Source organism: Shewanella sp. Scap07 (genome assembly GCF_013394145.1).
Lineage (GTDB): Bacteria > Pseudomonadota > Gammaproteobacteria > Enterobacterales > Shewanellaceae > Shewanella > Shewanella waksmanii.
Genome location: NZ_CP041329.1, coordinates 373,605 through 397,702, shown reverse-complemented (window position 1 = coordinate 397,702; position 24,098 = coordinate 373,605). Strand labels below are relative to the sequence as shown.

Below are 24,098 nucleotides of genomic sequence, written 5' to 3'. Positions count from 1 at the left end.
CTGTTGTATTGACTATGATGGCGACATTGCTATTTAACCCCGCTGCGCTAGCAGATGAAAGCTACGGCGCTGCAATCAATAAATTTAAGCAGGCCCCTGCTACGCAAAAGTTCTTTGATAGTGCTTACGGTTTTGCCATTTTCCCAACCGTTGGTAAAGGTGGGTTTGGTATTGGAGCTGCCTATGGCAAAGGCCGAGTTTATCGTGGCGGTGGACATACTGGCGACACCAGCTTATCGCAACTGTCTATCGGTTTTCAGGTGGGTGGCCAAGCATACAGTGAAATCATTTTCTTTAAAGATGCCAACGCCTATAACGAGTTTACCAGTGGTAGCTTTGAATTTGGTGCCCAAGCCTCTGCAGTTGCAATTAATGTCGGTGCCAATGCCCAAGCCGGTACCACAGGTAACTCAGCAGGTGCTGGACAAGGTGGGGCCAATAAAGCCGCATCTGCAGCGTATATTAACGGTATGGCAGTATTTACGGCCGCAAAAGGTGGCCTAATGTTTGAAGCGGCGCTGGCCGGTCAGTCCTTTACGTTCGAAGAAAAGTAACCTAAAGCGGGCCAGCAAATCGTTCATTGGTGAGTTTGCTGGCCAGTTAACTTTGCGCGTGGGCAAGTTTTTGAAAGTAATGCACCAAAAAATCAACCAACAAGCGCACTTTCTTCGCCCCTGCAGACCCCGGCGGATAAACACCGTACACATCAATATCGGCAAGCTGATAGTCAGCCATGACCACTTCTAACAGACCTTGGTCGACTTTCGGTTTAGCATCGTAAGTGGGAATACGGGCAATGCCATAACCTCCTTCAACGAAAGCCGTACGAGCCGCCGCATTATTGGTAGTAATGTCACCTTTAACCTTCACCCTAAAAGAGCGGCTGCCCTGCGACAAATCGATGTAAGGCGCACCCAATTGATAAATAACCCATTGGTGTTGCTCAAGCTCACTGGGCGTAGTCGGCCTACCATGTTGCTTAAGGTAGCTTGGAGAAGCATAAAGTTGGGTACTTAAACGTGATAACTGCCGTGCATGCAGATTCGAGTCCACCAGCGGCGCACCGCGAATCGCTAAATCCACCCCAGACTGAATCAGATTAACCACTTCATCGCTAAGCATAATGTCGAGTTCAATTTTAGGAAACTGGGCTTTAAATGCCTTCAGCGCTGGCACCACCAGTTGCAGCCCCATATTCACCGGACAAGTAATTGACAAACGCCCTTCTGGTTCACTGCGAAAGTGCTCCATCTTTTGCTGGGCAACAATCGCTTGCTCGACAATCAATCGACTGCTGTCGTAGAAAGCTTTACCTGCTTCGGTCAAAGACAAACTCCGTGTTGAGCGATGCAACAAGGTCACACCAAGGCTAGTCTCAAGCTTTTTCATATGGTAGCTAACCACAGTGCGGGTAAGCTTGAGCTGACGCGCCGCCGTACTAAAGCTGCCCTGTTCAACCACATGGCTGAATACGACCATGCTCTTTAGCTGTTCAAAAATATGACTCACAAAGCCACCCAAGCCCAGTATTGATTCAAAAATTAGACTAATGTTATCAAAATAATCGCCATTGGCGAACCGCGCTGCAGCTTCTATAGTAAACCCACTTAAAAGAGCCTATTGGCATTTGATGCCCAGCCAAGGAAATAACATGACCTCAGCAACAAAACATATTTTGATGGTACTGACCTCACATGACGCCCTCGGTGATACCGGCAAGAAAACCGGATTTTGGGTTGAGGAGTTCGCAGCGCCTTATTATGTGCTCGCTGATGCCGGGGTTAACATTACCCTCGCATCACCAGCAGGTGGGCAACCGCCTATCGACCCAAGCAGTGAATTACCAGACTTTCAAACTGCGGCCACCCGCCGCTTCGACCAAGACAGCGAACTGCAAACTAAACTGGCCAATACCACCAAGCTGAGTGACGTTGATCTCAGCGATATTGATGCCGTGTTTTACCCAGGTGGCCATGGACCACTGTGGGATCTAACTGAAAACACACAGTCGATTGATATCATTGAACAGCTATACGCTGCCGGTAAGCCCATTGCCGCCGTCTGTCATGCCAGTGCTGCTTTGTTATTTGCCAAACACAATGGCCAAGCCCTAGTAAAAGGTAAGGCTGTTACCGGTTTTAGTAATTCTGAAGAAGATGCGGTGCAGCTCACTGACGTTGTGCCATTCTTATTAGAAGATGAGTTAATTCAGCTAGGCGCTGACTACCAAAAGGTCAGCGACTGGGCCCCCTTTGTCATTCAAGATGGCAATATTATTACCGGACAAAACCCAGCTAGCTCTCATGGTGTAGCCGAAAAGCTACTGCAAGCACTGTAATCATTTCGTTTTATTGAAGGTAAAAACCATGTTCAATTTCAGTTTTCAAAACCCAACGGCGATTCATTTTGGTGAAGGCCATATTGAAAAAATCGCAAGCGAGATCCCTGCCGATGCCAAAGTATTAATGCTGTATGGTGGCGGCTCCATCAAAGCTAATGGCGTTTATGATCAAGTTGTTGCAGCGCTAAGCCAGCATAATTTTGTGGAGTTTTCAGGCATTGAGCCCAACCCTACCTATGACACCTTGATTAAAGCTTTAGCGGTGATTGAAGCCAATGACATCGATTATTTGCTTGCGGTAGGTGGTGGTTCTGTTGTTGATGGCAGTAAGTTTATTGCCGCCGCGGCTTGCTTTGAAGGCGATGAGCCTTGGGATATTTTAGCTAAACAAGCGCCTGTCACCCAAGCCATGCCGCTGGCGGCAGTGCTGACCCTGCCCGCAACGGGTTCAGAAAGTAATGGCAACTCAGTTGTTACCCGTGATGGCAATAAGCTGGCCTTTTCTAGCCCATTAGTGAGGCCCACCTTTGCAATTCTTGACCCTAGTGTCACCCTGTCGTTATCAGAGCGCCAAGTTGCCAATGGTGTTGTTGATGCTTATGTTCATGTGATGGAGCAATACCTCACCTACAGCGTTGATGCAAAGGTTCAGGATCGTTTTTGTGAGGGATTATTAATGACCCTCATCGAAGAAGGTCAGCGGGTTATGCAGGCAGAAAATCAGCAAGACCTTACATTGCGCGCCAACATCATGTGGTCAGCGACTATGGCACTCAATGGCTTAATCGGCGTCGGCGTTCCGCAAGACTGGTCAACTCATATGATTGGTCACGAGCTTACTGGTAGCCACGGTATTGATCATGCCCGAACTTTATCTATCGTACTGCCAGCAGTCATGAAAGTCTGCACCCCAGAAAAGCGCAGTAAACTGCTCCAATATGCTGAACGCGTATGGCATATCACTGAAGGCAGTGATGATGAAAAAATTGCCAGTGCCATTAGCCAAACAGAAGCATTTTTCAAACAGATGAAAGTCCCGACTCGCCTTAGTGATGTGGATTTAGGCGCTGCCGATATCGACAACTTAGTGCAGGGGTTAGAGCAGCACGGCATGCTAAAACTTGGCGAACACGGCAATATCGATCTAGCTAAAAGCCGACTGATTTTAGAAACCGCCCTGTAATTTGTCCTCACCTAAGGCTAAGCCAGCGCTTAGCCTTACTTTTTTGTTCTCACAGCTCACTAGTTGCTAGCTTTGTAGGTAATTTTCAACCTCCACCTCAGCGAGAAATGTAAAGATTGGCTTTAGCTATTCACTTAAAGTCGAGCTTCACTTCGATCTCAAGTCAAAACCAACTCCCTTTAAAACAATAACTTAAACAAAAATCAAGCCAATCAAAGGCAGTATTTATCCCACCAAATTAACGCAAATAACAATTATTACTATTTTCATTCATTGACGTAACAAACTAAACTGGTAACATTTTTGCGCATCGATTTTGACTTCACGTGCACTCAGCAACTGACCAGGCGCCTGCAATTATGAGTAACAAAACCACCTTTACCGCCACCAAGTGGCGCAACCTCATGGCGATATTATTGGCACTTATCACGGCTACCGTGATGATCCCAGGCATGACGGTCTATTTACCTTTCTCGTTTGAAGAGCAAATTCTCCTACCTATCTTGCTGTTTCCGTTGATATGGTGCGGTCTGTTTATTTATAGCTACATGGCTAACAAAGCTTGGCAACCACTGGTACTGATGGCGTTATTGACCTTAAGCCATGGTGCGTTGAGTTATATTGCACTCACTCAAGGAGCAACCGCATGAAAAGCTTAACCATTAAAAAGCTGTTTCAAATGCACAGTTGGGTGGGGATTGTCACCGGCATATTGCTGTTTATCGTTGCATTTACTGGTGCAGTTGCGGTATTTGCTCGACCTGAACTGATCATTTGGTCTAATGCCACTGGCAGTGAATTACCTCGCGAAGTGGCGCCACAACAAGTGGAGCAGCTGGTCAATGAATATAGTCAGCATGTACCTAGCGAATTTACCGAAAATATCCATATATACATGCCAACGGGCTACAACTATACCGAGCTAACTTTGGTTTTTGAGTCACATCACGGTGACGAAAATTACGACCAACCTGTGGTCTACGCCTATGAAATTAACAGTAATACCTTTGCTCTTGAACGCCAATTCTACGGCCTAACCGGCGACTATTACGAAGGCAGAAAGTACACTGCGGGGGCTTTTATTGGTCATTTCCATGCTGACTTACACCTTGGCCGACCGGTGGGGCTAATATTAACTGGGTTTATGGGGCTCACCTTGATGATTTCGGTCATCACTGGCTTATACATTCACCGCGAGATGTTTAAGCAGCTCTTTACCTTTAGACGCGATAAAAGTATCAGCGTGGTCACCAGCGACGCCCATAAACTCTTTGGCTTATGGGGAAGTGTCTTTCATTTTGTAATTGGCTTTACCGGCGCATTCTTGGGCTTAGCCACGGTCATTTTATTGCCTGCTGCGGCGTATGTTAGCTTCAATGGCGATCAAGATAAGTTAGTTGAAACCTTTACCGCGATGCCAGAACCGGTGATTAGCGAGCAATACCAAGCCACTGAAATAGCCAGTATTATGACTCACATTAGCGCTCGAGATGAAAAAGCAACGCTGATGGATCTAACTGTGATGGCACTCAATGATAAAAACTCGACCGTTTATGCCCGCATGTTAGGTGGAGAAAACTTTGCCTCCGAGCTACTTGAATACCAAGGTAATGGCGACTTCAGTAAAGCCATGAGTAGTTTTGGCGATATTGGCGGTTGGGCCATTACGATTATTGAGTGGTTGTTCCCGCTGCATTTTGGCAACTTTTCAGGTGTATTTGTTAAAATCCTATGGGGATTTTTGGGACTCACTACCGCGCTCATTCCACTTTCAGGAGTGATGATGTGGCTATCAAAGCGTAGTCGCGGTAACAACAGCGACCTCTCTGCCGTTGCCTATCAACGTTGGAATAGACTCATCATTGGCAGTTGCGGCGGTATCGTACTGGCTTGCGCCGTGATGTTTCCCGCGCAAGTGATACTAAACGCCACGGTACATGGCGTGGCGCAAAACAGCTGGTTTGCTCCAATATTTTTTGGCAGTTGGTTAGCTTGGCTACTGTTATCTGTGTTGCCTATCGATTATCGTCGTTTATTACGGATTAACTTAATCATTGTTGCCGCCGCCTTATTACTTATCGTGCCACTTAAAATTATTACTATTGATGGCTATTTGGGATTGGTATTAGCAAGCGATTATCGATTAGTGGCAGGCATTGATTTGAGCTTTGTAATTATCGGTAGCTTATTTAGCTATATCGTCTTTCAACTTAAGGGCAGCCATGTTGCCCTGAGTCGCAAACCTCTGCAACAGGAGGTCGCATGATCTACCTCAGCTTTATTTTAGTCATACTGAGTATCTATCTGACTAAACACACCCAACTGCATAGCGGGGTTAAATGGCCAATCGCGGCAGGACTGTTGTTAACTGCACTCTGGCTGACTCAGCCGCTGTTGGGCACCGCGGCGGCGATTGTAGCCCTAGTAGCAAGCGTACTGTTATCCGGTATCTTGGTCGCGATGCTAGTCAAGCGCAGCTAACCACCAGCGGCTAAATGACTTATGCTTAGACATCAGTGGTCATTGATTAACAATTGCCACTGATAATCCATAGCTAAAACCTCCACAAAACATTGAAATTAAAGACTAAAAATTCAACTAAACCCATATAGCCAACATGATACGACCTCCACAGGGATAGCAACCAATTAGGGTTTCTATACCGGTAGGGTTTTGCTATAGTTTTAGCGCTGAAACAAGAGGGTGCTATCATTTTTTCCTTTTATTTCAGCAAAATGGAATGTTGTATTGTACATGGAGGCTACAATGGTGGATTTTTTGTTCGCCCACGCTAATTTACCCTTTTCACTGGCACTCAGTTTTGTGCTGCTACTGGGACTATTCGAAGCGCTATCTTTAATTCTGGGCTATAGCCTAGTTGGCGCCATGGATAATTGGAGTCCTATCGATGTAGATATCGACACCGATGGTTCTGCATCAGGCTTTACCGGCGTATCCGGCTGGTTGTGCCTCAATAGATTACCGCTGCTTATTTGGTTTGTGTTGGTGCTAGTTAGCTTTGCCATTGGCGGTTACAGCAGCAATTTTGTGTCGTTGTTGCTCATTGAGGCTCCGCTGCCTCAAGTGTTTAGTCTGCCTATTGCCTTATTGTTCACCGCATTTTCTTGTCGATACATCGGCGCTAGCGTCGCACGCATATTACCTAAAAATGAATCAACCGCCGTCTCTATCGACAGCCTATCTGGCAGCGTAGGTACTGTGACACTAGGTTGTGCGATACAAGGCAAGCCAAGCGAAGCCTTGGTAAGAGATCAGCACCAACAAAAACACTATGTGTTAGTGGAACCGGATACTTCAGATGCAGAGTTTCCAAGCGGGACCCAGGTGGTGCTGCTAGCGCGTGTTGGCCGAGTTTGGTCAGCCGCTAAGTTAGAAAAATAAATCAATAACTGTTTAATTTAAGGGAATAAAACATGGATGAGATTCAGGGTATTGGCTCAACGTTAGGTAATGGCTTTATATTTATTATTGCCGGTGCTGTCTTGTTGGGCATGTTAGTTATCGGTCTAATTTTTGCCAAACTGTACCGCCGCGCGTCTAAAGAGATGGCATATGTACGAACCGGGTTTGGCGGCGAGAAAATAGTAAAAGATGGCGGCGCCATTGTGCTGCCGGTTTTGCATGAGACCATTGCGGTCAATATGAATACTTTGCGCATCGAAGTAGAAAAGATGCAGAAAGATGCCTTAATCACCAAAGACAGAATGCGGGTAGATGTCAGAGCTGACTTTTATCTTCGGGTTGCCCCCAGCGCCGAAGGCATCTCCATGGCAGCACAAACACTGGGCTCGCGTACTACCCGCGTTGACGAAGTTAAGAAGTTAATGGAGTCAAAGTTTGTTGACGTACTGCGTGCCGTTGCCGCAGAAATGACCATGACCGAGATGCATGAACAACGTTCAGACTTCGTGCAACGAGTACAAAATAATGTTGCTAATGATCTAGAGAAAAATGGACTAGAGCTAGAATCTGTATCATTAACCGGTTTTGACCAAACCGATTTGCAATTCTTTAATGAAAATAATGCCTTTGATGCCGAAGGTCGGGCTCGTTTAGCTAAAATCATTGAAGAAAAGCGTAAAGAAACCAACGATATTGAACAAGAAAACCGCATTAAAATAGAGATGCGTAACCTCGAAGCTGAAAAAGAGTCTTTGAGTATTGAACAAGCAGAACAGGAAGCTAGGCTTATTCAACAGCAAGCATTGGACTTTAAACGTGCTGAGCAAAAAGCGGAAATTTTGAAGCAGCAGGAGCAAAAAACCCGCGAAGAGCGTGAAGCCGAAATTGCCAAAGAGCGCGCGATCGAAAGCGCAGAAATTGAAAAAACCAAAGATATTGAAACTCGAGAAATTGAAAAACGTAAAGCCATTGAGCAATCACGTATTCAGCAGCAACGCGATATTGAAGTAGCCGAACAAGACAAGCAGATCGCCATTGCACAGAAGTCAGAAGAGGAATCAGCAGCACGGGCGAAAGCTGCGGAAGCCGAAAAAGTAAAAGTAGAAAAACTCGAAGCCGTTATCACCACCCGTCAAGTTGCCGAAGCTAATCGTAGTAAAGAGATTGAGGTCATTGACGCCCGTAAAGAGGCAGAACGTGAAGCGGTGGGCATTACCGTACAAGCTGAAGCGGAAAAACGCGCCGCTGAAGATAAATCAAGTGCCATCTTAATCGAAGCCAAAGCCAGTGCAGATGCCAAAATGCTTAAAGCTGAAGCGGATGAAAAAGTTTATGCGGTTGAAGCGGCGGGTAAACAAGCGCTGCACGAAGCAGAGAATGTGCTCAGTGATGAGCAAATTGAACTGCAAAAATCACTCGCGGTACTGGAAGCACTACCTGAGGTGGTTAAACAATCGGTTAAACCGCTTGAGAATATTGAAGGCATTAAGATTTTACAAGGCTATGGTGCCACTGGTAGTGACGGTACTCAATCGGGGGTCATCGCTCAAACAGGACAAGCAGGTATTGCTGAGCAAGTGACTAGCGCTGCCCTAAACTACCGTGCAAATGCGCCAGTTGTTGATGCCATGCTACGAGAATTAGGTCTTGTTGATGCGGATAAAGGCGGATTAAATGATCTGCTCAATGGTAATAATTCCTTAGCCGCCGATGCGTTATCAGCTATTGACCCTAACAAGCTCAATGGTAACGCCGCTGCGACACAAGATGCACTACCCGCCAAAAAAGACAATCCAAGCGTAAACTAGACGTTTGGACTAAGCCATTAAGCTTGGACTAAGCCATTAAGCTTGGCCTAAGCCATTAAGCCTAGACTAAGTCATCGCATTTAATGCCACCAACAAAAAGCACCTTTGGGTGCTTTTTTGTTTTAGTCACTTAACCAGCTTGCCATTATCATCCAACACCTGTTGCCCATCTTCTTTAAACAGCGGGCCTGTGGGCCAAGCTTCTAGTACATCCAGCACACTTTCACTCGGGCGGCATAACTTGGTGCCTTTGCGTGTGCATACAATCGGGCGATTAACCAATATCGGATGGTTCAGCATCGCCTCAAGAATAGTCTCATTGCTGACCCCATCAGCCATCAAGCCTAGTTCTTTTGCGGGAGATTTCGTGGTTCGCAGTGCTGTTTTTGGGGTTAAATCTGCAGCGGCAAACAGAGCCTGTAGTTGAGGCTTAGTCCAACCATGTTGTAAGTATTCAATCACAATAGGCTCAAAACCAGCCTGACGAATAAAATTGAGCACATTTCTTGAAGTACCACAGTCTGGGTTATGGTGAATAACAATCACAACACACTACCTCCATGAATTTCGTGAGTCAGGCCGCTGATATGAGAGCACTCCATTGCACTGTTAAGCGCATCTAGAATTTTTATTAGCCATTTACCTATTTTAGGTTGGCAGGTTCAATATTACCAAATCGCGATTTGCCGCTAAACTGCCATCGTAATCAACTCATATAAAAAATGGCCTTTATCATTCGATAAAGGCCATCTCATATATATTTAACGCTTGGCGCAAACCTAATCAGTTAAGCGTACAACGGTCTCAACATACCAGTGTTTGGGTTACTTGTCGCTGCAAGTTGATTAGTCTTGTTGCACTGTTGCTTCGGCAGAACTAGAGTAAATCGTACTTAGATCGTCACCCACAGCATAACTTTCGAAGTCCTCAGATAGCACTGCAGTATCGCTCTCATCAGCAATGACGATATCATCAGCGAGTAACTCTTTTGCTGACTCTTTCGATGAGCTACCAATACGAACTTGATACGTTTCTGTCGCTGTACCTGTATTGATTGCTTCATAAGGACCGTAGAAGGTAGTGCCGCCATCAATTGATACAGAATAACCTGTAGCAGTCCATTCAAGCACTACATCAATGTCCGTATCATTTACATGCGTTAAGCCATCAATGACTTGCTGCGATTTAGATGAATCACGATATTTAACACTACCATCATTACTAAAGATAATTTCGCCCGTTAGGTTACTTGAAGAGGCAGAGCCACCATAAATACTAATATAAGCGGTATTATCTTCAGAAACACCTGGTGTAGCAGTGAAGTCAGCAATGGCTTGTATCTTAATGGTTGTAGAAATAGAGCCTTCAGCAAGTGGATCCGATGTTAAACGCAACTCAGCGTCAGCGTCTAATGATGTGTCCGCCATTCGGGCAACTTTATTTACACTACTTCCCGCTATGGTCTTAACAGTTGCTTCAGCAGAACTTGAATAAGTTGTACTTAAATCTTCACCATCAACATAAGCTTCGAAGTCTTCAGATAGCACTGCCATATCGCTCTCATCAGCAATGACGATATCATCAGCGAGTAACTCTTTTGCTGACTCTTTCGATGAGCTACCAATACGAACTTGATACGTTTCTGTCGCTGTACCTGTATTGATTGCTTCATAAGGACCGTAGAAGGTAGTGCCGCCATCAATTGATACAGAATAACCTGTAGCAGTCCATTCAAGCACTACATCAATGTCCGTATCATTTACATGCGTTAAGCCATCAATGACTTGCTGCGATTTAGATGAATCACGATATTTAACACTACCATCATTACTAAAGATAATTTCGCCCGTTAGGTTACTTGAAGAGGCAGAGCCACCATAAATACTAATATAAGCGGTATTATCTTCAGAAACACCTGGTGTAGCAGTGAAGTCAGCAATGGCTTGTATCTTAATGGTTGTAGAAATAGAGCCTTCAGCAATTCCATCCGATGTTAAACGCAACTCAGCATCAGCCGTTAATGATGTATCAGCCATTCTGGCAACATTGTTTGCTCCAGTATCAACAACAACTGTGCCTGTAATAGTAATTGTTAATTCAGCGGTAGTGCCATCAAAAGATTCAATAGTATAGGTATCGATTTCGCTTTCACCAACAACAAGTGCTGCAATAGTGGGATCAGCAGTATCAAGGGTATACGTCCAAGAGCCATCTTCTAATATTGCTAATGAACCGTATGTACCCATTAAGGTTGTCTGAACAATAAATGCTTCGCCATCATCTGGGTCAAGTACACTTACTAAACCTGTAGTCGTTGCTTCATCAGCTGCAATTCTTCCTGTTAAATCAAAGAATACTGCTGGTGTAGGTTCTTCTGTGCCGTCACCTGCATCAAATACAATAACTTCTGAGTAAATAGCTAAGCCATACTTGCTGTCTGAACCATCTAAAGTTTCACCTGCATCATAGCTTTCAAAGTCTTCTGAAAAGACGCTTGCAGTGCCAGCGATATCAGAAAATACTTCAATGTTATCAACATAGAAAGAACCGAAAGGAATCGTTCTATCATTATCACCGAACCTAAATTGGATAGCTTTAACACCATCAGCGAACCACTGGTCTAAGCCTGTATAATCAGAGTCAACAACTGCTGCAGTAGAGAATGAACCTCCACCAATCACTTCACCGTCAATAGTCACTGTGATTTGATCTGCTTGATCTAAGTCCCATGTAATGTCTACATCATAAAATTGCTCTTCAACAAATGGTGCAGTGATCATATTGCCAGGGTAAGCGTCACTGTCAGTATTTCGAACAAAGAAACGAGGCTCAATTACAGTGCCGTCGGCTTGAGTTTGAGTTCCTTGTATACGCAAATCTATTAGCGATTCACTAGAACTACCAGATGAGCCATAAAGCGTAATATAAGCATCTTTAATATTTCCATCACTACCAAGCGCAACCTCTTTAGATATAGATGCGGTCAGCTTACCTTGACGAAGGTTATCAACGCTAAATCTAATCTCACCCGTATCGCCGCCTGTATCGCTTATTTTTACAACTTGAGTAAGTGAAGCAACACGAATAACAATATCAGCAGTCGTACCATCAATAGAAGCGATAGTGATTGAATCTCTTACAGATTCACCTAGTTCAAGGCTCGCTAAAGTGTCATTTGCAGTGTCTACCGTGTAAGACCAGCTACCGTTGGCGCTGATACTAAATGTACCATAATCAAGTGCCACATCAGTTTGAGCAACAAAAGCATCTTCTTCAAAGTTTGGATCGATAATGGTTAGTGAACCAGTTAATGGATTAATAGCAGTATGTTGAACAGTACCGCCAAATTCACCTTCGATGATTGCTGCAACAGGGTCATTGTTATAACCAACAGCGGCTCCAATTCCGTCAAGTAATGCCTCATCAACATAGCTGGCAACTTGTGAAGTCGTTTGCAAATTAATTTGTGCTGTCTCAAGTGTCACTAAAGACTCTTCCGAAAAAGAGCCATCAGCGACGTCACTAGCAAGTTCTTGCATAACGGTAGATAAATCTGCGTCTGCGTTGTCTGCATCAACTTGTGATAGTAGCGCTAGCACAGAACCATATCTATCAGCATCTTCAGCACCATCAGCTCCAAGTTCAACAATACCAACTAAAGTAGGAAGCACTTCTGTAGTATCAAAACGAATACCGAAACGAGCATTAATTATTTCAGCTGCTTCAGCAAACTGGTTTAAATCACTCCCCGCGTTTTGAACAGCCATTTCAGTTAAAGGAGAAACAACATAGGTAGGTGGAGATACTAATACTTCCTCCCCTCCTTCATTAGTCTGAACACTATTTTCAACTACATTCACTACAGATCGTAGTTGAGGAGCATTTAAGGTTAAACCAGTTGATTCGTCCGTATAAGTGCCGCCAGTACATGCAATTAAACCAGTACCTTCGAAGTGTATGTCGATAAAAGTAACGCCACCTGAAGTGTCAGAGGTTGCATTGCCTTGCGCAGGAAGAACCGCAGCACCATTTTCATCAACTTCAAATATGTCACAAGTTGCACCATCAATAGGGCCCTTAATAATGCTCGCAGACACATTTAGGGTTGGGTTGATAGTAGGTGTTGATGCACCTACACCTTCGGTAAAGCCTGCATTATCGGTATAATTAGCAGAAACAGAAATGACTGTGCCTTCGTCAGCTTCAGTAATAGTGTAAGATGTGCCGATAGTACCTGTTGACCAAACGTAGGTAATGGTGTCTGCTTGAATTCCGTCAGCATCAGTAGCTGCTGCAGAGATTGTTTCGCCAGCGATAAAATTACTTCCGGTTATTGCTATACTACCGCGAGTATTACTATCAAGTTCAGCACCGTCATCACCGCCACACCCTACGAGGCCTGTCGCAATGATGAGTGGTATAAGTAATTTATTATTCATTTTTATTACTCCAAAAAGATTCTTTTTCCAGATTTAGCTTGTTTTATTTAAGCACTTGATTTGGCTAGTACTTAAAGCTGACACCTGCGAACAGGCGAGGACCGTAATCACTTACTTGACCCAAGTTACCTTGGGTATAGAAGTCATCACTGCGGTGCTCACTGAACAAGTTAATTGCTGAAACTTTGACACGAACGTGTTTATTGATTTTGTATGCAGCACGAGCTTCCCAAGTACCTGCCTCATCAACATAACGTAGTCTTGTGCCGTTAGAAGTGTAAGGTTGGAAGTATTCGCTACGATACTTATAGATAAGCGCAGTATCAAAATCACCTATTTGGTAGTAAATCTGACCATTGAATACATGCTCAGAAAATCCGGGCACTGAGGCAGGTGGTACAATACCTGCGGTAAGCTGAGTGGTTACACCGTCTAAATCAGTCGTATAGGTCTCACCGTAGTTACTATCTTCAAACTCATAGTTTGTGTCTGCATAGTTATAACCAAGCTTCACACCAATGCCTAAATCCCAACGATACGAGAATGTCGCTTCAAAACCATAAAGGTCACTTTTTTCGTCAGTAGTGACTGAATTAGTAATAGGTAAAGAAACTTCCACACCGTCAACGATAAACGTCTCTAACTGTGTTTGCTGTTGGAAACCGCCATTGAATTGCTTGTAGTAAACACCTAAAGCTACAATAGCATCGTCGCTTGGGTACCATTCTGCAGCAAGGTCATAGTTCCATGACATGAGTGGTTTAAGCTCAGGATTACCAGAGCCATTTGCACCCACTAGCAAGTCTTCAACTGATGTAGGGTCATCAGAGTCATCGGTTACAAATGTACGGCTATAACCCATATCAGATGGATCGGCACGTGACATACCTCGGTAAATACCGGCCCTTATGAGAATATCTTCATTGTAGTCAACAACTAAGTTAAAGCTTGGTAGTACTTCAGTGTAATCTCCGCCACTTTCAATTTGTTCAATAGTTCCGTTTGGTACTAATTCGACGATACCTGTCGCCGGATCAGTGACAACATCAAAACCTTCTCTAAAACCAATAGAATTAACATCAGTATTGACTACACGCACACCAAAGTTACCACGAACAAATTTATCAAACATTTCAGTGTCGTAGTTAAGCATTGCGTAAGCAGAGGTAGTTTTTTCTGTAACGTCAATAGTCCCCGCATTCTCGTATGTAACCTCTGGGTATGCGAATTCGCCGCCTTGTGATGTTGCTACGGCTTGAGAGAAACACTCGTTGTTATAAGTTGCCCACGAAGCGCCTGTACCGCTTTCTACAACATTACCTGAACTGTCAACATGGGTGATAATATCACCGTCAGAAACACTCGATAAAAAATCACTCTCAGGGAAGGCTATTTGGCATCCTTCAAGTACATCAATGGCCGATGTTACAGATTCATCTAAATTATATGTCGTTCTTGAGCCATTACCGTTCGAGCCACCAAATTGAACATATGTTAGCTCAGAAACGCGAACGCCAGCTTGAACGCTACTAAAAACATCACCGTCTAGAAAATAATGAGCATCAATGCGTGCACCCATAATTTCGTTGTCGCGGACATTTTCTCTGTCGAGGCGAGTACGAAGGCTATCAGTAAAATTGGAAATATCAGTCACATCAAAATCAGTCACTGTAAAATGAGGAATATATTCACCTAAATCCCAAGACAAGAAAGGACGAGAGCTCGTTCTTCCTCGGTTTGTTATTTGTAGTTCTTCACGGCTGGTTTTAGAATAGCCAAGGTCCACACTAATCTTTAGATCATCAGAGAAAAAATGTTCAACGTTCAAGCCATATCCACGATAGTTTTCTTCACGCGAAAATTGCTCGCCCGCAGCTTCGATGCGTTCTTCACCTTCCCAATGTAGAATACCGCCAACATCGTTTGTGATCAGATTTTGTCCCGTTACGCCCGGTGTAACGCGCTTTTGTAAGAAAATTAAATCATGGCGCGCTTCTGCTTGAGTGCGATCTGAAAGTTGCACGTCAAAATTGATATCCCATTTTTCTGAGGGTTGGTATTGTAGAGCAAAGAATAAAGCATCTCTTTCATCAGATGTTTCATTTTGACGGAAGCTTCGGCTTGAGCCAGTCCATGCGTATTCTCTGCCATCATCTACAGCAAGACCTGTTTCTGGATCAATCTCATTGTTATAACCTTGGTTATTTGAGCCAATAATTTCATCTTCACAATCGCCCGCTGAGCTACGGAAAAAACCGGTATTGGTATCGGTTGGATCATTCAAACATGCCCACAAAGATGAACCTGTTGGGCTTGAGCTTCTATATTCAGCTTCTGGCTGGCTAATATCTTGACGTTGAAAGCCTACACTCAAACCCAATGCTTGGCCGTTATCAAATTCAAATTGGTCAACATAACTTAGTGTTCCACGGTAGCCCAAATCATCTTGAAGTGAACTGTCAACGTTTGCTTGGTCTGGGTTGTAATTAGCTTTTACTTCAGCCTGAAAACGTTGCTTACCAAAATCTAAAGGCTTAAGTGTCTCCAGAGTTATAACACCGGCAACTCCACCTTCAATCATGGAAGCGTCTTGTGTTTTATAAATAGCCACTTTCTGCATCAGCTCTGATGGGAACTGAGAAAAGTTAACTGAACGGTCACCACTACCATTAGTCGCTTCACGGCCATTGATGTTAGTGGCACTTAAGAATGGGCCTAAACCACGAATACTGATTTCAGTAGCACCACCATTTTCACGATGAGATGATGCACCGGTTAATGATTCTAGCGCCTCAGCAATTGAAAGTGCAGGTAAATCACCAATGTCTGCAGCAGATAAACCGTCAACAACCGTGGTAGATTCACGCTTTATTGATATTTGGTCTTGAATTGTTTTACGTGTACCAGTAATTACAACAACTTCTATATCATTATCAACTTTATCTAGATTTTCAGTTTCGGCTTCTTGTGCTATTGCCGAAAATGCAAAAGAACTGGTTACAGAAGTAAATGCAGCAAGCTTCATCCATTTTGCTATAGGTGAAAGCTTGAACTTCCCTATTTTATGGATGGGTTTTGTTTTTTTACTGAATTTCGTCGACATACCGTACTTCCCCTTAGTATTTTAATAAGCATGTTAATGCCATTTAATTCTTATATTTATTATTACCAGTAGGTTACTGCCTTAAATCCTTATATTTGTTACTGCAAGCAGATTACTGCCATTAAATTCTTATATTGAAATTAGAGTTACATTAATTTCAACAGACGAAACTCAAACAAAAGTTTTAACCTATTAATTTTAATAAAAATACAACCAATAACTGTAGTTACGAGCTACGAATTCTAAATTGATGTGTTGACTGCGCTAAAATTTATACCCTTTATGTATATTATGGATATGATAGAAAGTGGCTTGCACATAATCACCCTCGGCTCCGCCATTGTTTTGATTATAAACACCCGCTTTAAAATACATATACTGGTCACTCGCACTATAGCCACTATCTTTCATATCGTAGTACTTAGTAATATTTGGCTTACCTTCCCTGATTATCGTGACGAACAACACTTCATCTTCGACGGAAATTTTATAAGAGAATTTTTCGTTTAAGGCGATGCCGTCTTCAGGATCTGACAAAGCGTGAGAACGTGAGCCAATCATATTTATCCAAATATCATTACCGCCATTTATTTCATGGGCAAAATAAATAGACCCTTTCGAGTTGGCTGGTAATTTTCGGTAATATAAACGGATGGGTTCGTCATCAGTGGCATGAATTTGCCCGATGATCACGCGACCAACCTTTTTTTCATCACCTGTGGTAGATACTCGGTTTATTGCCAAAGTCCCTTCCAAACTGCCTTCAACTCCCCCGGACTTAACTTTCGCCGAACCATGCGCGTTACTGAAAACCCAGTTATTCTTTGTCAGGCCACGCGTTTTTATTCGACTATTACCCCTACGTAGCATTTCGCGTAGTTCGGTTCTCGCATATTTTGTATTTTTTGAGGTCTTGGCTCCTACGTTTGGGCAAGCGAATACCAAACCACCATCATCTGCTGTATAAAAAAATGGCTTTAATTTGAATCCTTTAGATAATGATTTCTCATAGACGGTATCAGCTTTTTTATCTTTGTTGAGATCGGTTGGCAACGTTAACGACCAATCGAGTAAGTCAAAATTTTCACCTGGCTTTTTAAGCGGATCGAGTTTTGACAAATCCCCCAGTAAAACGCCTTCAGCAAGGCTAGTATGTGACTTCGGAATAAGCGTATTCTCCTCAATGTCCTGAGCATTGAGTGATGCGCTAAAAACAGCTAAAGCAAAAGCTAGTACAGCGAAAACGTCACACATTTTCTTTTGAAAAGGTCGGTAAGATTTATATGTGTTGATATTGGAATCCATTAAAATTTACGATCTCTTTGTTGAATATGTTCGTGTATTGTTCGGCTTACCTATTTTCACAGCTTACTTAGAATGCCTATATGCACAGCATATAGTGGCGCACCTACACATGAACTTAACTAACCCTTAAAAACGTCATAAAAATAGGTAAGATTTTGCTTCTAATGAACACCAAAAATTATCTAATTTCGTTGTAAAAAGAAGCAGAACTCTTTGTTGTATATGATCAAAGAGCTATGATTAATTGCTATGCATAGAATCATAGATAACTTACCTAACACAGCTGCGTACTTACCTAACACAACTGCACACTCAACAATTTATTTACACCTACAACATTATGCTAAACAAAATATAACCACCACAACACACCCCTGTCAACCAAAATGGTGCCACAAGCATTACCAAAAATCAGAATTGGTAGTAACCATGAAATAGAAAAAGACTAACGCATTGGCTTGACACATCTTTCACGCCACAAAAAAACACACCAAATAAACAACAACTTATGTGAAATCCAGCTGTTATTGTTGAATAGTTTTGATATTCACTACTAATGGATATGACAACATAACCAAATCACAGAACAAAGTTAGCCAGTGATGCGCCTGTATTACCAATTGGCAACAAATATTATTACCAAATGAAATGCAAACATTACCAATAGGTGATGTAATGAGATTACAGTTCAGAACTAATATGCAGACTATAAGCTGTACGATAATTCGTATTGATTGTGATTTGTCATTAATGCTCTTGTTGAACGAAGCTAAGCTGTCAGGCGCATTAGTGCTTATTTCGAGGCTATGCTGCTAAGCTACGGTAACGCATACGCTTGATGTTAGCGGTGGCTGGAACGGTATTTGAGCCACACGAAAAAGCCACCAGGACTCAGGCAGTACGACCTTGCCCTTGCTGCCAACAACCGATGACATTTAAGGGGTGCTGGCAACAAAGTAATGGGGATGAGCTAACGCGACCGACAAGCTCAATGAAGTAAAATCAAACGCGGCCTAACGCCACTGTTTAAGCCGAAGGATGACAAGTCCAACACAGAGAATGCAAAGTAACAGAAATATAAGAAGGTGATAAGTTATTGATATTTTATAATAAATTAATTGGCTGACATAGCTAAGGGATCGCTAAGGCCAATAGAACAACAAGGCTTATATTCATGATGAAAACATGCGTCGAATTCCAACGTGCTTTCACACATTATTGTTTCGCTCACTTTTGCACTCGCGAATTTAAAAACGTTTTTATTGGGCGAAGGCTTACGTAAATTCCGTATATACATGCACAAAAATCTCGAACAACACCAGTATATTTAGTGTACAGCCGCTCGAGATTTTTGTCAGACTATGGTTATCTTATGTCAATGTATGCTTTCAGCGACAATTACTCATGTCCCCAAGGTACTGGTGGCAGTGTTACGGGTTTGCTTAAGTCAAAATCGACACGGAAATCTCGGTTTTCGCGGGTTAAGCGATAAGTAAATTCAGAGGGTTTGATATACATATGCCACACGTTGGTGATGGAAACATCAAGGCCATTTTCTCTAAAGTTATTGATTGAGTGAGCATCAGCAGGGAAAGATTGCTCGGTCGCGCTCCCCATGTCTGCGGTCATACCGCCATACATGGTCACTTTGTCTTCGCTACCATCTTCATGGCGATGGTCGTGAGCTAAATGCAAACCATACTGGGTTTTGGTGATCACCCAAGTACGTGAATGATCATCACCAACATGAAACGGCACTTTTAACTGGTCATCAGTGCATTCACGCACATGCATCACCAACTTCTTACCGCTGAACGCTGAATCAGCATCGTTACCCGCGGTTACGGTACCTTCAAAGGCTTTGCCGCAATGGGCGGCAATATTATCAAAGAATTGATTTTGCTCAGTGGTGGTTGCCATTGCAGGGGCTGCAAAAACGGCTGCAGAGGTCAGAAGCAGCGCCAGCTGTGAATTTTTTGTTGTTGTCATTGTTGTTCTCATAGCTATCTTATTCATGATGGATAGATGAGGCTAACATAAACAGATAAATATTAACTTAAACGTCTGCGCGTTAATCAAACCAAGTGGCACATTTTTGTTCAGCTTGCTGCCTGACATCGTCATCAATATATAAACTTACCATCGCTAACGCAGCAGCTAGTGCGCCTAAATCATCAGAAAAACCGACTACGGGCGTCAAATCAGGTATCGCATCTAGCGGTGCAATAAAGTAAGCCAGTGCACCAAATATCACTGTCTTAGCCCATTTAGGCGTATCGGGCCTTTGCGCCGCGTAATATAGACACAGGGCATTATCAATCACTTCACGGCCAGCTTGTTTAGCAAACTGTTTCACTTTTTGCCAAAAGCTGGCATCACTGTAATCGTCAGGTCCGTGGGGCGTACCCGTTGAAGAGTCGTGCTGCTGAGACATAATTAACTCCTAAAAAAATAGGGGAACATCAATGATATTCCCCTATTTCTCGCCAAATAACTACTACCTTTGATGCTTAGGCGTTGTGCCCCAAGCATTTTTAGCCGGGCGGCGCTTACTGTTTGCGTTAGCTTGCCCACCTTTACCAGTCGCTTTACCACTAGCTTGGCCGCCGGATTTAGCCGTGTTCTTATTGCCTGACTTAGGTTTATGACTAGGCTTTTTGTTACCTTTGCCAGCTTCTCTATCGGCAAATTGATCGCTACTAAAACGGGTGAAAGCCCTTTTACTGCCGTCTGCTTTGGCATTGCCGCCACCTTTGCGCTTACCACGGTTTGCTTCGCGCTCTTGACGAGATTCAGCCGGCACTAAACAATCTGGACCATTACCAATCAGCTTAGTTTTGCCCATATCGGTCAGTGCTTCACGAATAAGCGGCCAACCAGCTGGGTCATGATAACGTAACAAGGCTTTGTGTAGCTTACGCTGACGTCCGCCTTTGGGGACATCGACTTGTTCACTGGTGTGCTTAACATTCTTCAGTGAATTAAGTTCAGTATGATAAATCGTGGTGGCGTTCGCCATTGGTGATGGATAGAAGTTCTGTACTTGGTCTAGCTTGAACTTCTCACCTTTCAACCACAGCGCTAAATTGACCATATCTTCATTGGTGGTGCCAGGATGCGCCGAGATAAAGTACGGGATCAGATACTGTTTCTTACCCGCTTCAGCAGAATACTTGTCGAACAACTCTTTAAACTTATCGTAGGTGCCCATGCCGGGCTTCATCATCTTGTTGAGCGGCCCCTCTTCTGTGTGCTCTGGGGCAATTTTCAAATAGCCGCCCACGTGATGACTGGCTAGCTCTTTCACGTAGCGTGGATCTTCAGTCGCTAAGTCGTAACGCACCCCAGATGCAATTAGCACCTTTTTGATACCCGGCACATCTCGAGCAGCGCGATAAAGATCGATGGTCGCCTGATGGTCGGTATCTAAATGGCCGCATATTGATGGGAATACACAAGATAAGCGTCGGCAGGTTTTCTCTGCTTTCTCACTTTTACAGCCTAGACGATACATGTTGGCTGTAGGCCCACCCAAATCGGATATCACCCCAGTAAAACCGGGCACCTTGTCTTGAATATCTTTAATTTCTTTGACAATGGACTCTTGCGAGCGGCTTTGAATAATGCGCCCTTCATGTTCGGTGATCGAACAGAAAGAACAGCCACCAAAACACCCACGCATAATATTGATCGAGGTTTTGATCATGTCATAAGCCGGAATTTTATCCTGACCATAACTCGGGTGAGGCACTCGCTGGTAAGCTAAATCGAACACCCCATCCATCTCATCGGTGTTCAATGGCCACGCGGGCGGATTCACCCAAATAGCGCGCTTGGCATGGGGCTGGAATAAGGCTCTCGCACAACCCGGGTTTTGCTCTTGATGCAAAATACGCGAAGCATGGGCATACAGGTACTTATCTTCTGCAACCTTTTCATAGCTAGGTAGGAGTACATAGGTTTTTTCCCACGGCTTAGGTCGCGGCGGCTGCACAGAGATGGCTTTAGGTGCATCGTTATCAAACACCTTTTCATCAGTTGGGCCTGAAAGGTTTTTACACCCTACATCATCGGCACCATACGGATTAGGAATAGGGTCAATTTTATGTAATTGATCTAGCTTGCGCGAGTCCATGCCTTTCCATTCAGGCAAAGGCTCATTACGGATCACCGCAGTGCCACGTACGTTGTGGATCGCACTGATAGGCTCTCCGCTGGCGATACGATGAGACAGCTCAACTAAAGGGCGCTCAGCATTACCGTAGACGAGAATGTCAGCTTTAGCGTCCAGAATTACCGAACGGCGCACTTTATCTGACCAATAATCATAGTGGGCTATGCGGCGCAAACTGGCTTCAATGCCACCAATAACCACTGGCACTTGTTTAAAGGCTTCTTTGCAGCGCTGGGTATACACAGTGACTGCTCTATCAGGTCGCTTACCGCCAATGTTGCCTGCAGTATACGCATCGTCATGGCGCAGTCTACGTTCAGCCGTATAACGGTTGATCATCGAGTCCATGTTGCCAGCAGTCACACCGAAATACAGATTGGGCTTACCCAGCTTCATAAAGTCGTTTTTGTTCGACCAATCAGGCTGAGAAATTATCCCCACCCGAAAGCCTTGTGCTTCAAGCATACGGCCAATCACCGCCATACCAAAGCTGGGGTGGTCCACATAGGCATCGCCGGTCACAATGATGATGTCACAACTATCCCAGCCTAATTTATCCATCTCCTTGCGGGACATAGGTAAAAACGGCGCCGCTTTATGTTGCTCGGGGCGGTATTTAGGATGGGTAAATAGTGTCGATTCAACTTGCATGTATCTAGGTGCCTAACTCTGCTACAGTCGTTATCTGAACATTAAGTATAAACCTGCACCACAAAAAAGCGGCGATAAATCAGGTAAACTTCGACAGTATAACAACCTCATCACTGACTAAAATGGACGCGGAGTATAACAGGCTCAGGCAGCTCTAGGCGAACAAAAATCAACCAAACCTTTAAGAAAATGCACTAAATGCAAAAAAAATGATATTAACCACAGACAGCGTAAGGACAAGCAACCAGCTAATTAACCCGCCCATAAAACGCCCATAATGATAGCCGCCATTGCCTTGAGTCAGCCCCATGGCATGCAATAGGCGAGCAACAATCCAACTGATACCCACAATGTGCAACCATAGCGGTGCAAGACCTTGTGATTCTGCCACCACCATTAAAAGCAAAACAAATGGCGCATTCTCCACTAAATTGCCATGGACGCGACAGGCCAGCTCGAGTGCGCGATTATCTGCAGTACCGATACCAACCTTGTGTAACCGGCGTAACTTAACCACCCGCATCGCTAACACCACCACTAAAATAGCGGTTAAACTGATATATAACCCCGAAATAGCAAACGTCATCTGTCTTCCTTGTTATCCATTGGCAAGCTTAATCTAACCATTTATCCACAATGGCTTGTAGCTCGCCTGATTGTTTTAGTTCTGCAAACGCGGCTTGGTAGGCCGCAACAAGCTCAGTATCACTGTCTAAGCTCATGGCAATAGCCATTGGCGTCGGCGCAGACTTCACCACAGGTGAATGGGCTACAATAACATGATCATCTGCCATTTTTTCAAGTAGGTAGGCAAAAGAGTGGCGACCAGAAAGAATAAAATCAATCCGCCCTTTTCTTAGTAAACCGATGCTCTGGCTAAAACCATTGGTGATATACAGGTTTTGGTTACGGATAAAACCGTGACTCTCAAGCATGGGGATATTGGCATCATCTCTGGGTAAACTCGTTAGATAATTAACCCGTTGTGGCCAATCATCTAAGGCTAACTGTAGATTTTCTTTGCGGGTCCATATCCATAACTCGTCCCAAAATGGCAGCTCGCCTACCCAATGAAATTGGGCGAGTCGAGCCTGAGTTTTGGTGATCCCTAAAATAATAGTGTTTGGCCGAGTACTAGCCAAATAGATGGCGCGACTCCAGGGGTAAATATCAATTGCCGGCGTTTGGCCTACGAGTTGGTCTAAGCGCTTAATGATTTCAATCGACAAACCATGGAGCTCACCCTGCTGATGAAACTGATAGGGCGCCATTTCTTCAGCAACCACAATGAGCTTGTTATCAGCTATGGCAGCAGACTGGCACCAGCCTACAGCGATACATAGGCATATCCATAGCCGTCGACACCTTGCCCATTCACCCATGATTACCGCCGTTTATTTGCTGCTATTACAGGCTAACTTATGCTGGAAGTTATTGGTTTGCAATTGATATGAAAAATAATAACTTAAACAGAAACCACCCATCTACTTAGAGTATTGCGCTACTTTTTGGCTTTATGACTTAAGGTTAACAACCCCAAGTTAGCAAGTGCTAGCTTAGCCCACTAAAGAATAGGTGATAACCTCACTTTTCACCTAGTTAGATTTGCCATCAATTAGCAAAATATCGCTAATTTAGCCTATTTTTTTATTCTGTGTGTTAGGTACAAAA

The 24,098-nt window shown here is 43.9% G+C and carries 18 protein-coding genes and 1 pseudogene; 9 read left to right on the top strand and 10 right to left on the bottom strand.

The window, feature by feature from the left end; translation table 11 throughout:
- The first annotated feature begins 14 nt into the window (after window positions 1-14).
- Window positions 15-554: a YSC84-related protein gene (locus tag FLM48_RS01985; RefSeq protein ID WP_372847465.1), complete on the top strand. Its 540-nt coding sequence runs from the start codon at window positions 15-17 to the stop codon at window positions 552-554.
- A 46-nt stretch (window positions 555-600) separates the two neighbouring features.
- Here the strand turns inward: FLM48_RS01985 and FLM48_RS01980 are convergent, their stop codons facing one another.
- A complete protein-coding gene (locus FLM48_RS01980) occupies window positions 601-1,509 on the bottom strand; it encodes a LysR family transcriptional regulator (RefSeq protein WP_179023105.1) in 909 nt (302 codons plus the stop codon).
- A gap of 142 nt (window positions 1,510-1,651) precedes the next feature.
- On the opposite strand from FLM48_RS01980, the gene FLM48_RS01975 reads away from it, so the two are divergent.
- The 7 genes from FLM48_RS01975 to FLM48_RS01945 all read left to right on the top strand — a co-directional run bounded on the left by FLM48_RS01975 (window position 1,652) and on the right by FLM48_RS01945 (window position 8,755).
- Complete coding sequence (locus tag FLM48_RS01975; RefSeq protein WP_028774737.1) at window positions 1,652-2,338, top strand: type 1 glutamine amidotransferase domain-containing protein; 687 nt, start codon at window positions 1,652-1,654, stop codon at window positions 2,336-2,338.
- A gap of 28 nt (window positions 2,339-2,366) precedes the next feature.
- The gene (locus tag FLM48_RS01970) at window positions 2,367-3,524 is read left to right on the top strand and encodes an iron-containing alcohol dehydrogenase (protein ID WP_028774738.1); all 1,158 of its coding nucleotides are present in this window, start codon (window positions 2,367-2,369) and stop codon (window positions 3,522-3,524) included.
- 359 nt (window positions 3,525-3,883) lie between these two features.
- On the top strand, window positions 3,884-4,174 hold the full coding sequence (locus tag FLM48_RS01965) for a hypothetical protein (RefSeq protein WP_028774739.1): 291 nt from the start codon (window positions 3,884-3,886) through the stop codon (window positions 4,172-4,174).
- Window positions 4,171-5,790 (top strand): PepSY domain-containing protein, encoded by a 1,620-nt coding sequence (locus FLM48_RS01960; protein ID WP_179023103.1) that lies wholly within the window; start codon window positions 4,171-4,173, stop codon window positions 5,788-5,790. The genes FLM48_RS01965 and FLM48_RS01960 overlap by 4 nt, the downstream gene beginning before the upstream one ends.
- Window positions 5,787-6,005, top strand: coding sequence for a hypothetical protein (locus tag FLM48_RS01955; RefSeq protein ID WP_179023101.1), 219 nt, complete (start codon window positions 5,787-5,789; stop codon window positions 6,003-6,005). Before FLM48_RS01960 ends, FLM48_RS01955 begins: the two co-directional genes overlap by 4 nt.
- A gap of 285 nt (window positions 6,006-6,290) precedes the next feature.
- Window positions 6,291-6,926, top strand: a complete 636-nt coding sequence (locus FLM48_RS01950; RefSeq protein WP_179023100.1) for a YqiJ family protein — start codon at window positions 6,291-6,293, stop codon at window positions 6,924-6,926.
- A gap of 32 nt (window positions 6,927-6,958) precedes the next feature.
- A complete protein-coding gene (locus tag FLM48_RS01945; RefSeq protein ID WP_179023098.1) occupies window positions 6,959-8,755 on the top strand; it encodes a flotillin family protein in 1,797 nt (598 codons plus the stop codon).
- A gap of 126 nt (window positions 8,756-8,881) precedes the next feature.
- On the opposite strand, the gene arsC is transcribed toward FLM48_RS01945, so the two are convergent.
- The 4 genes from arsC to FLM48_RS01925 form a co-directional block, all read right to left on the bottom strand.
- Window positions 8,882-9,301: an arsenate reductase (glutaredoxin) gene (gene arsC / locus FLM48_RS01940; protein ID WP_179023096.1), complete on the bottom strand. Its 420-nt coding sequence runs from the start codon at window positions 9,299-9,301 to the stop codon at window positions 8,882-8,884.
- A gap of 299 nt (window positions 9,302-9,600) precedes the next feature.
- Window positions 9,601-13,194, bottom strand: coding sequence for a VCBS domain-containing protein (locus tag FLM48_RS01935; protein ID WP_179023094.1), 3,594 nt, complete (start codon window positions 13,192-13,194; stop codon window positions 9,601-9,603).
- A 64-nt stretch (window positions 13,195-13,258) separates the two neighbouring features.
- On the bottom strand, window positions 13,259-16,297 hold the full coding sequence (locus FLM48_RS01930) for a TonB-dependent receptor (RefSeq protein WP_179023092.1): 3,039 nt from the start codon (window positions 16,295-16,297) through the stop codon (window positions 13,259-13,261).
- A 264-nt stretch (window positions 16,298-16,561) separates the two neighbouring features.
- A complete protein-coding gene (locus tag FLM48_RS01925; protein ID WP_256871017.1) occupies window positions 16,562-17,602 on the bottom strand; it encodes a polysaccharide lyase family 7 protein in 1,041 nt (346 codons plus the stop codon).
- Window positions 17,603-18,395: 793 nt separating this feature from the next.
- Here FLM48_RS01925 and FLM48_RS22650 point away from each other — a divergent pair.
- Window positions 18,396-18,602, top strand: a pseudogene (locus tag FLM48_RS22650) (hypothetical protein); the annotation flags it as partial.
- A gap of 398 nt (window positions 18,603-19,000) precedes the next feature.
- Here the strand turns inward: FLM48_RS22650 and FLM48_RS01920 are convergent.
- The 5 genes from FLM48_RS01920 to FLM48_RS01900 all read right to left on the bottom strand — a co-directional run bounded on the left by FLM48_RS01920 (window position 19,001) and on the right by FLM48_RS01900 (window position 23,809).
- Window positions 19,001-19,591, bottom strand: a complete 591-nt coding sequence (locus FLM48_RS01920) for a hypothetical protein (protein WP_028775314.1) — start codon at window positions 19,589-19,591, stop codon at window positions 19,001-19,003.
- A gap of 82 nt (window positions 19,592-19,673) precedes the next feature.
- Window positions 19,674-20,036, bottom strand: a complete 363-nt coding sequence (locus FLM48_RS01915; protein WP_179023090.1) for a YkvA family protein — start codon at window positions 20,034-20,036, stop codon at window positions 19,674-19,676.
- Between the two features lie 63 nt (window positions 20,037-20,099).
- Complete coding sequence (locus tag FLM48_RS01910; RefSeq protein ID WP_179023089.1) at window positions 20,100-22,427, bottom strand: YgiQ family radical SAM protein; 2,328 nt, start codon at window positions 22,425-22,427, stop codon at window positions 20,100-20,102.
- Window positions 22,428-22,608: 181 nt separating this feature from the next.
- On the bottom strand, window positions 22,609-23,013 hold the full coding sequence (locus FLM48_RS01905; RefSeq protein WP_028775311.1) for an MAPEG family protein: 405 nt from the start codon (window positions 23,011-23,013) through the stop codon (window positions 22,609-22,611).
- Window positions 23,014-23,041: 28 nt separating this feature from the next.
- The gene (locus FLM48_RS01900) at window positions 23,042-23,809 is read right to left on the bottom strand and encodes an ABC transporter substrate-binding protein (RefSeq protein WP_179023087.1); all 768 of its coding nucleotides are present in this window, start codon (window positions 23,807-23,809) and stop codon (window positions 23,042-23,044) included.
- Window positions 23,810-24,098: the final 289 nt, after the last annotated feature.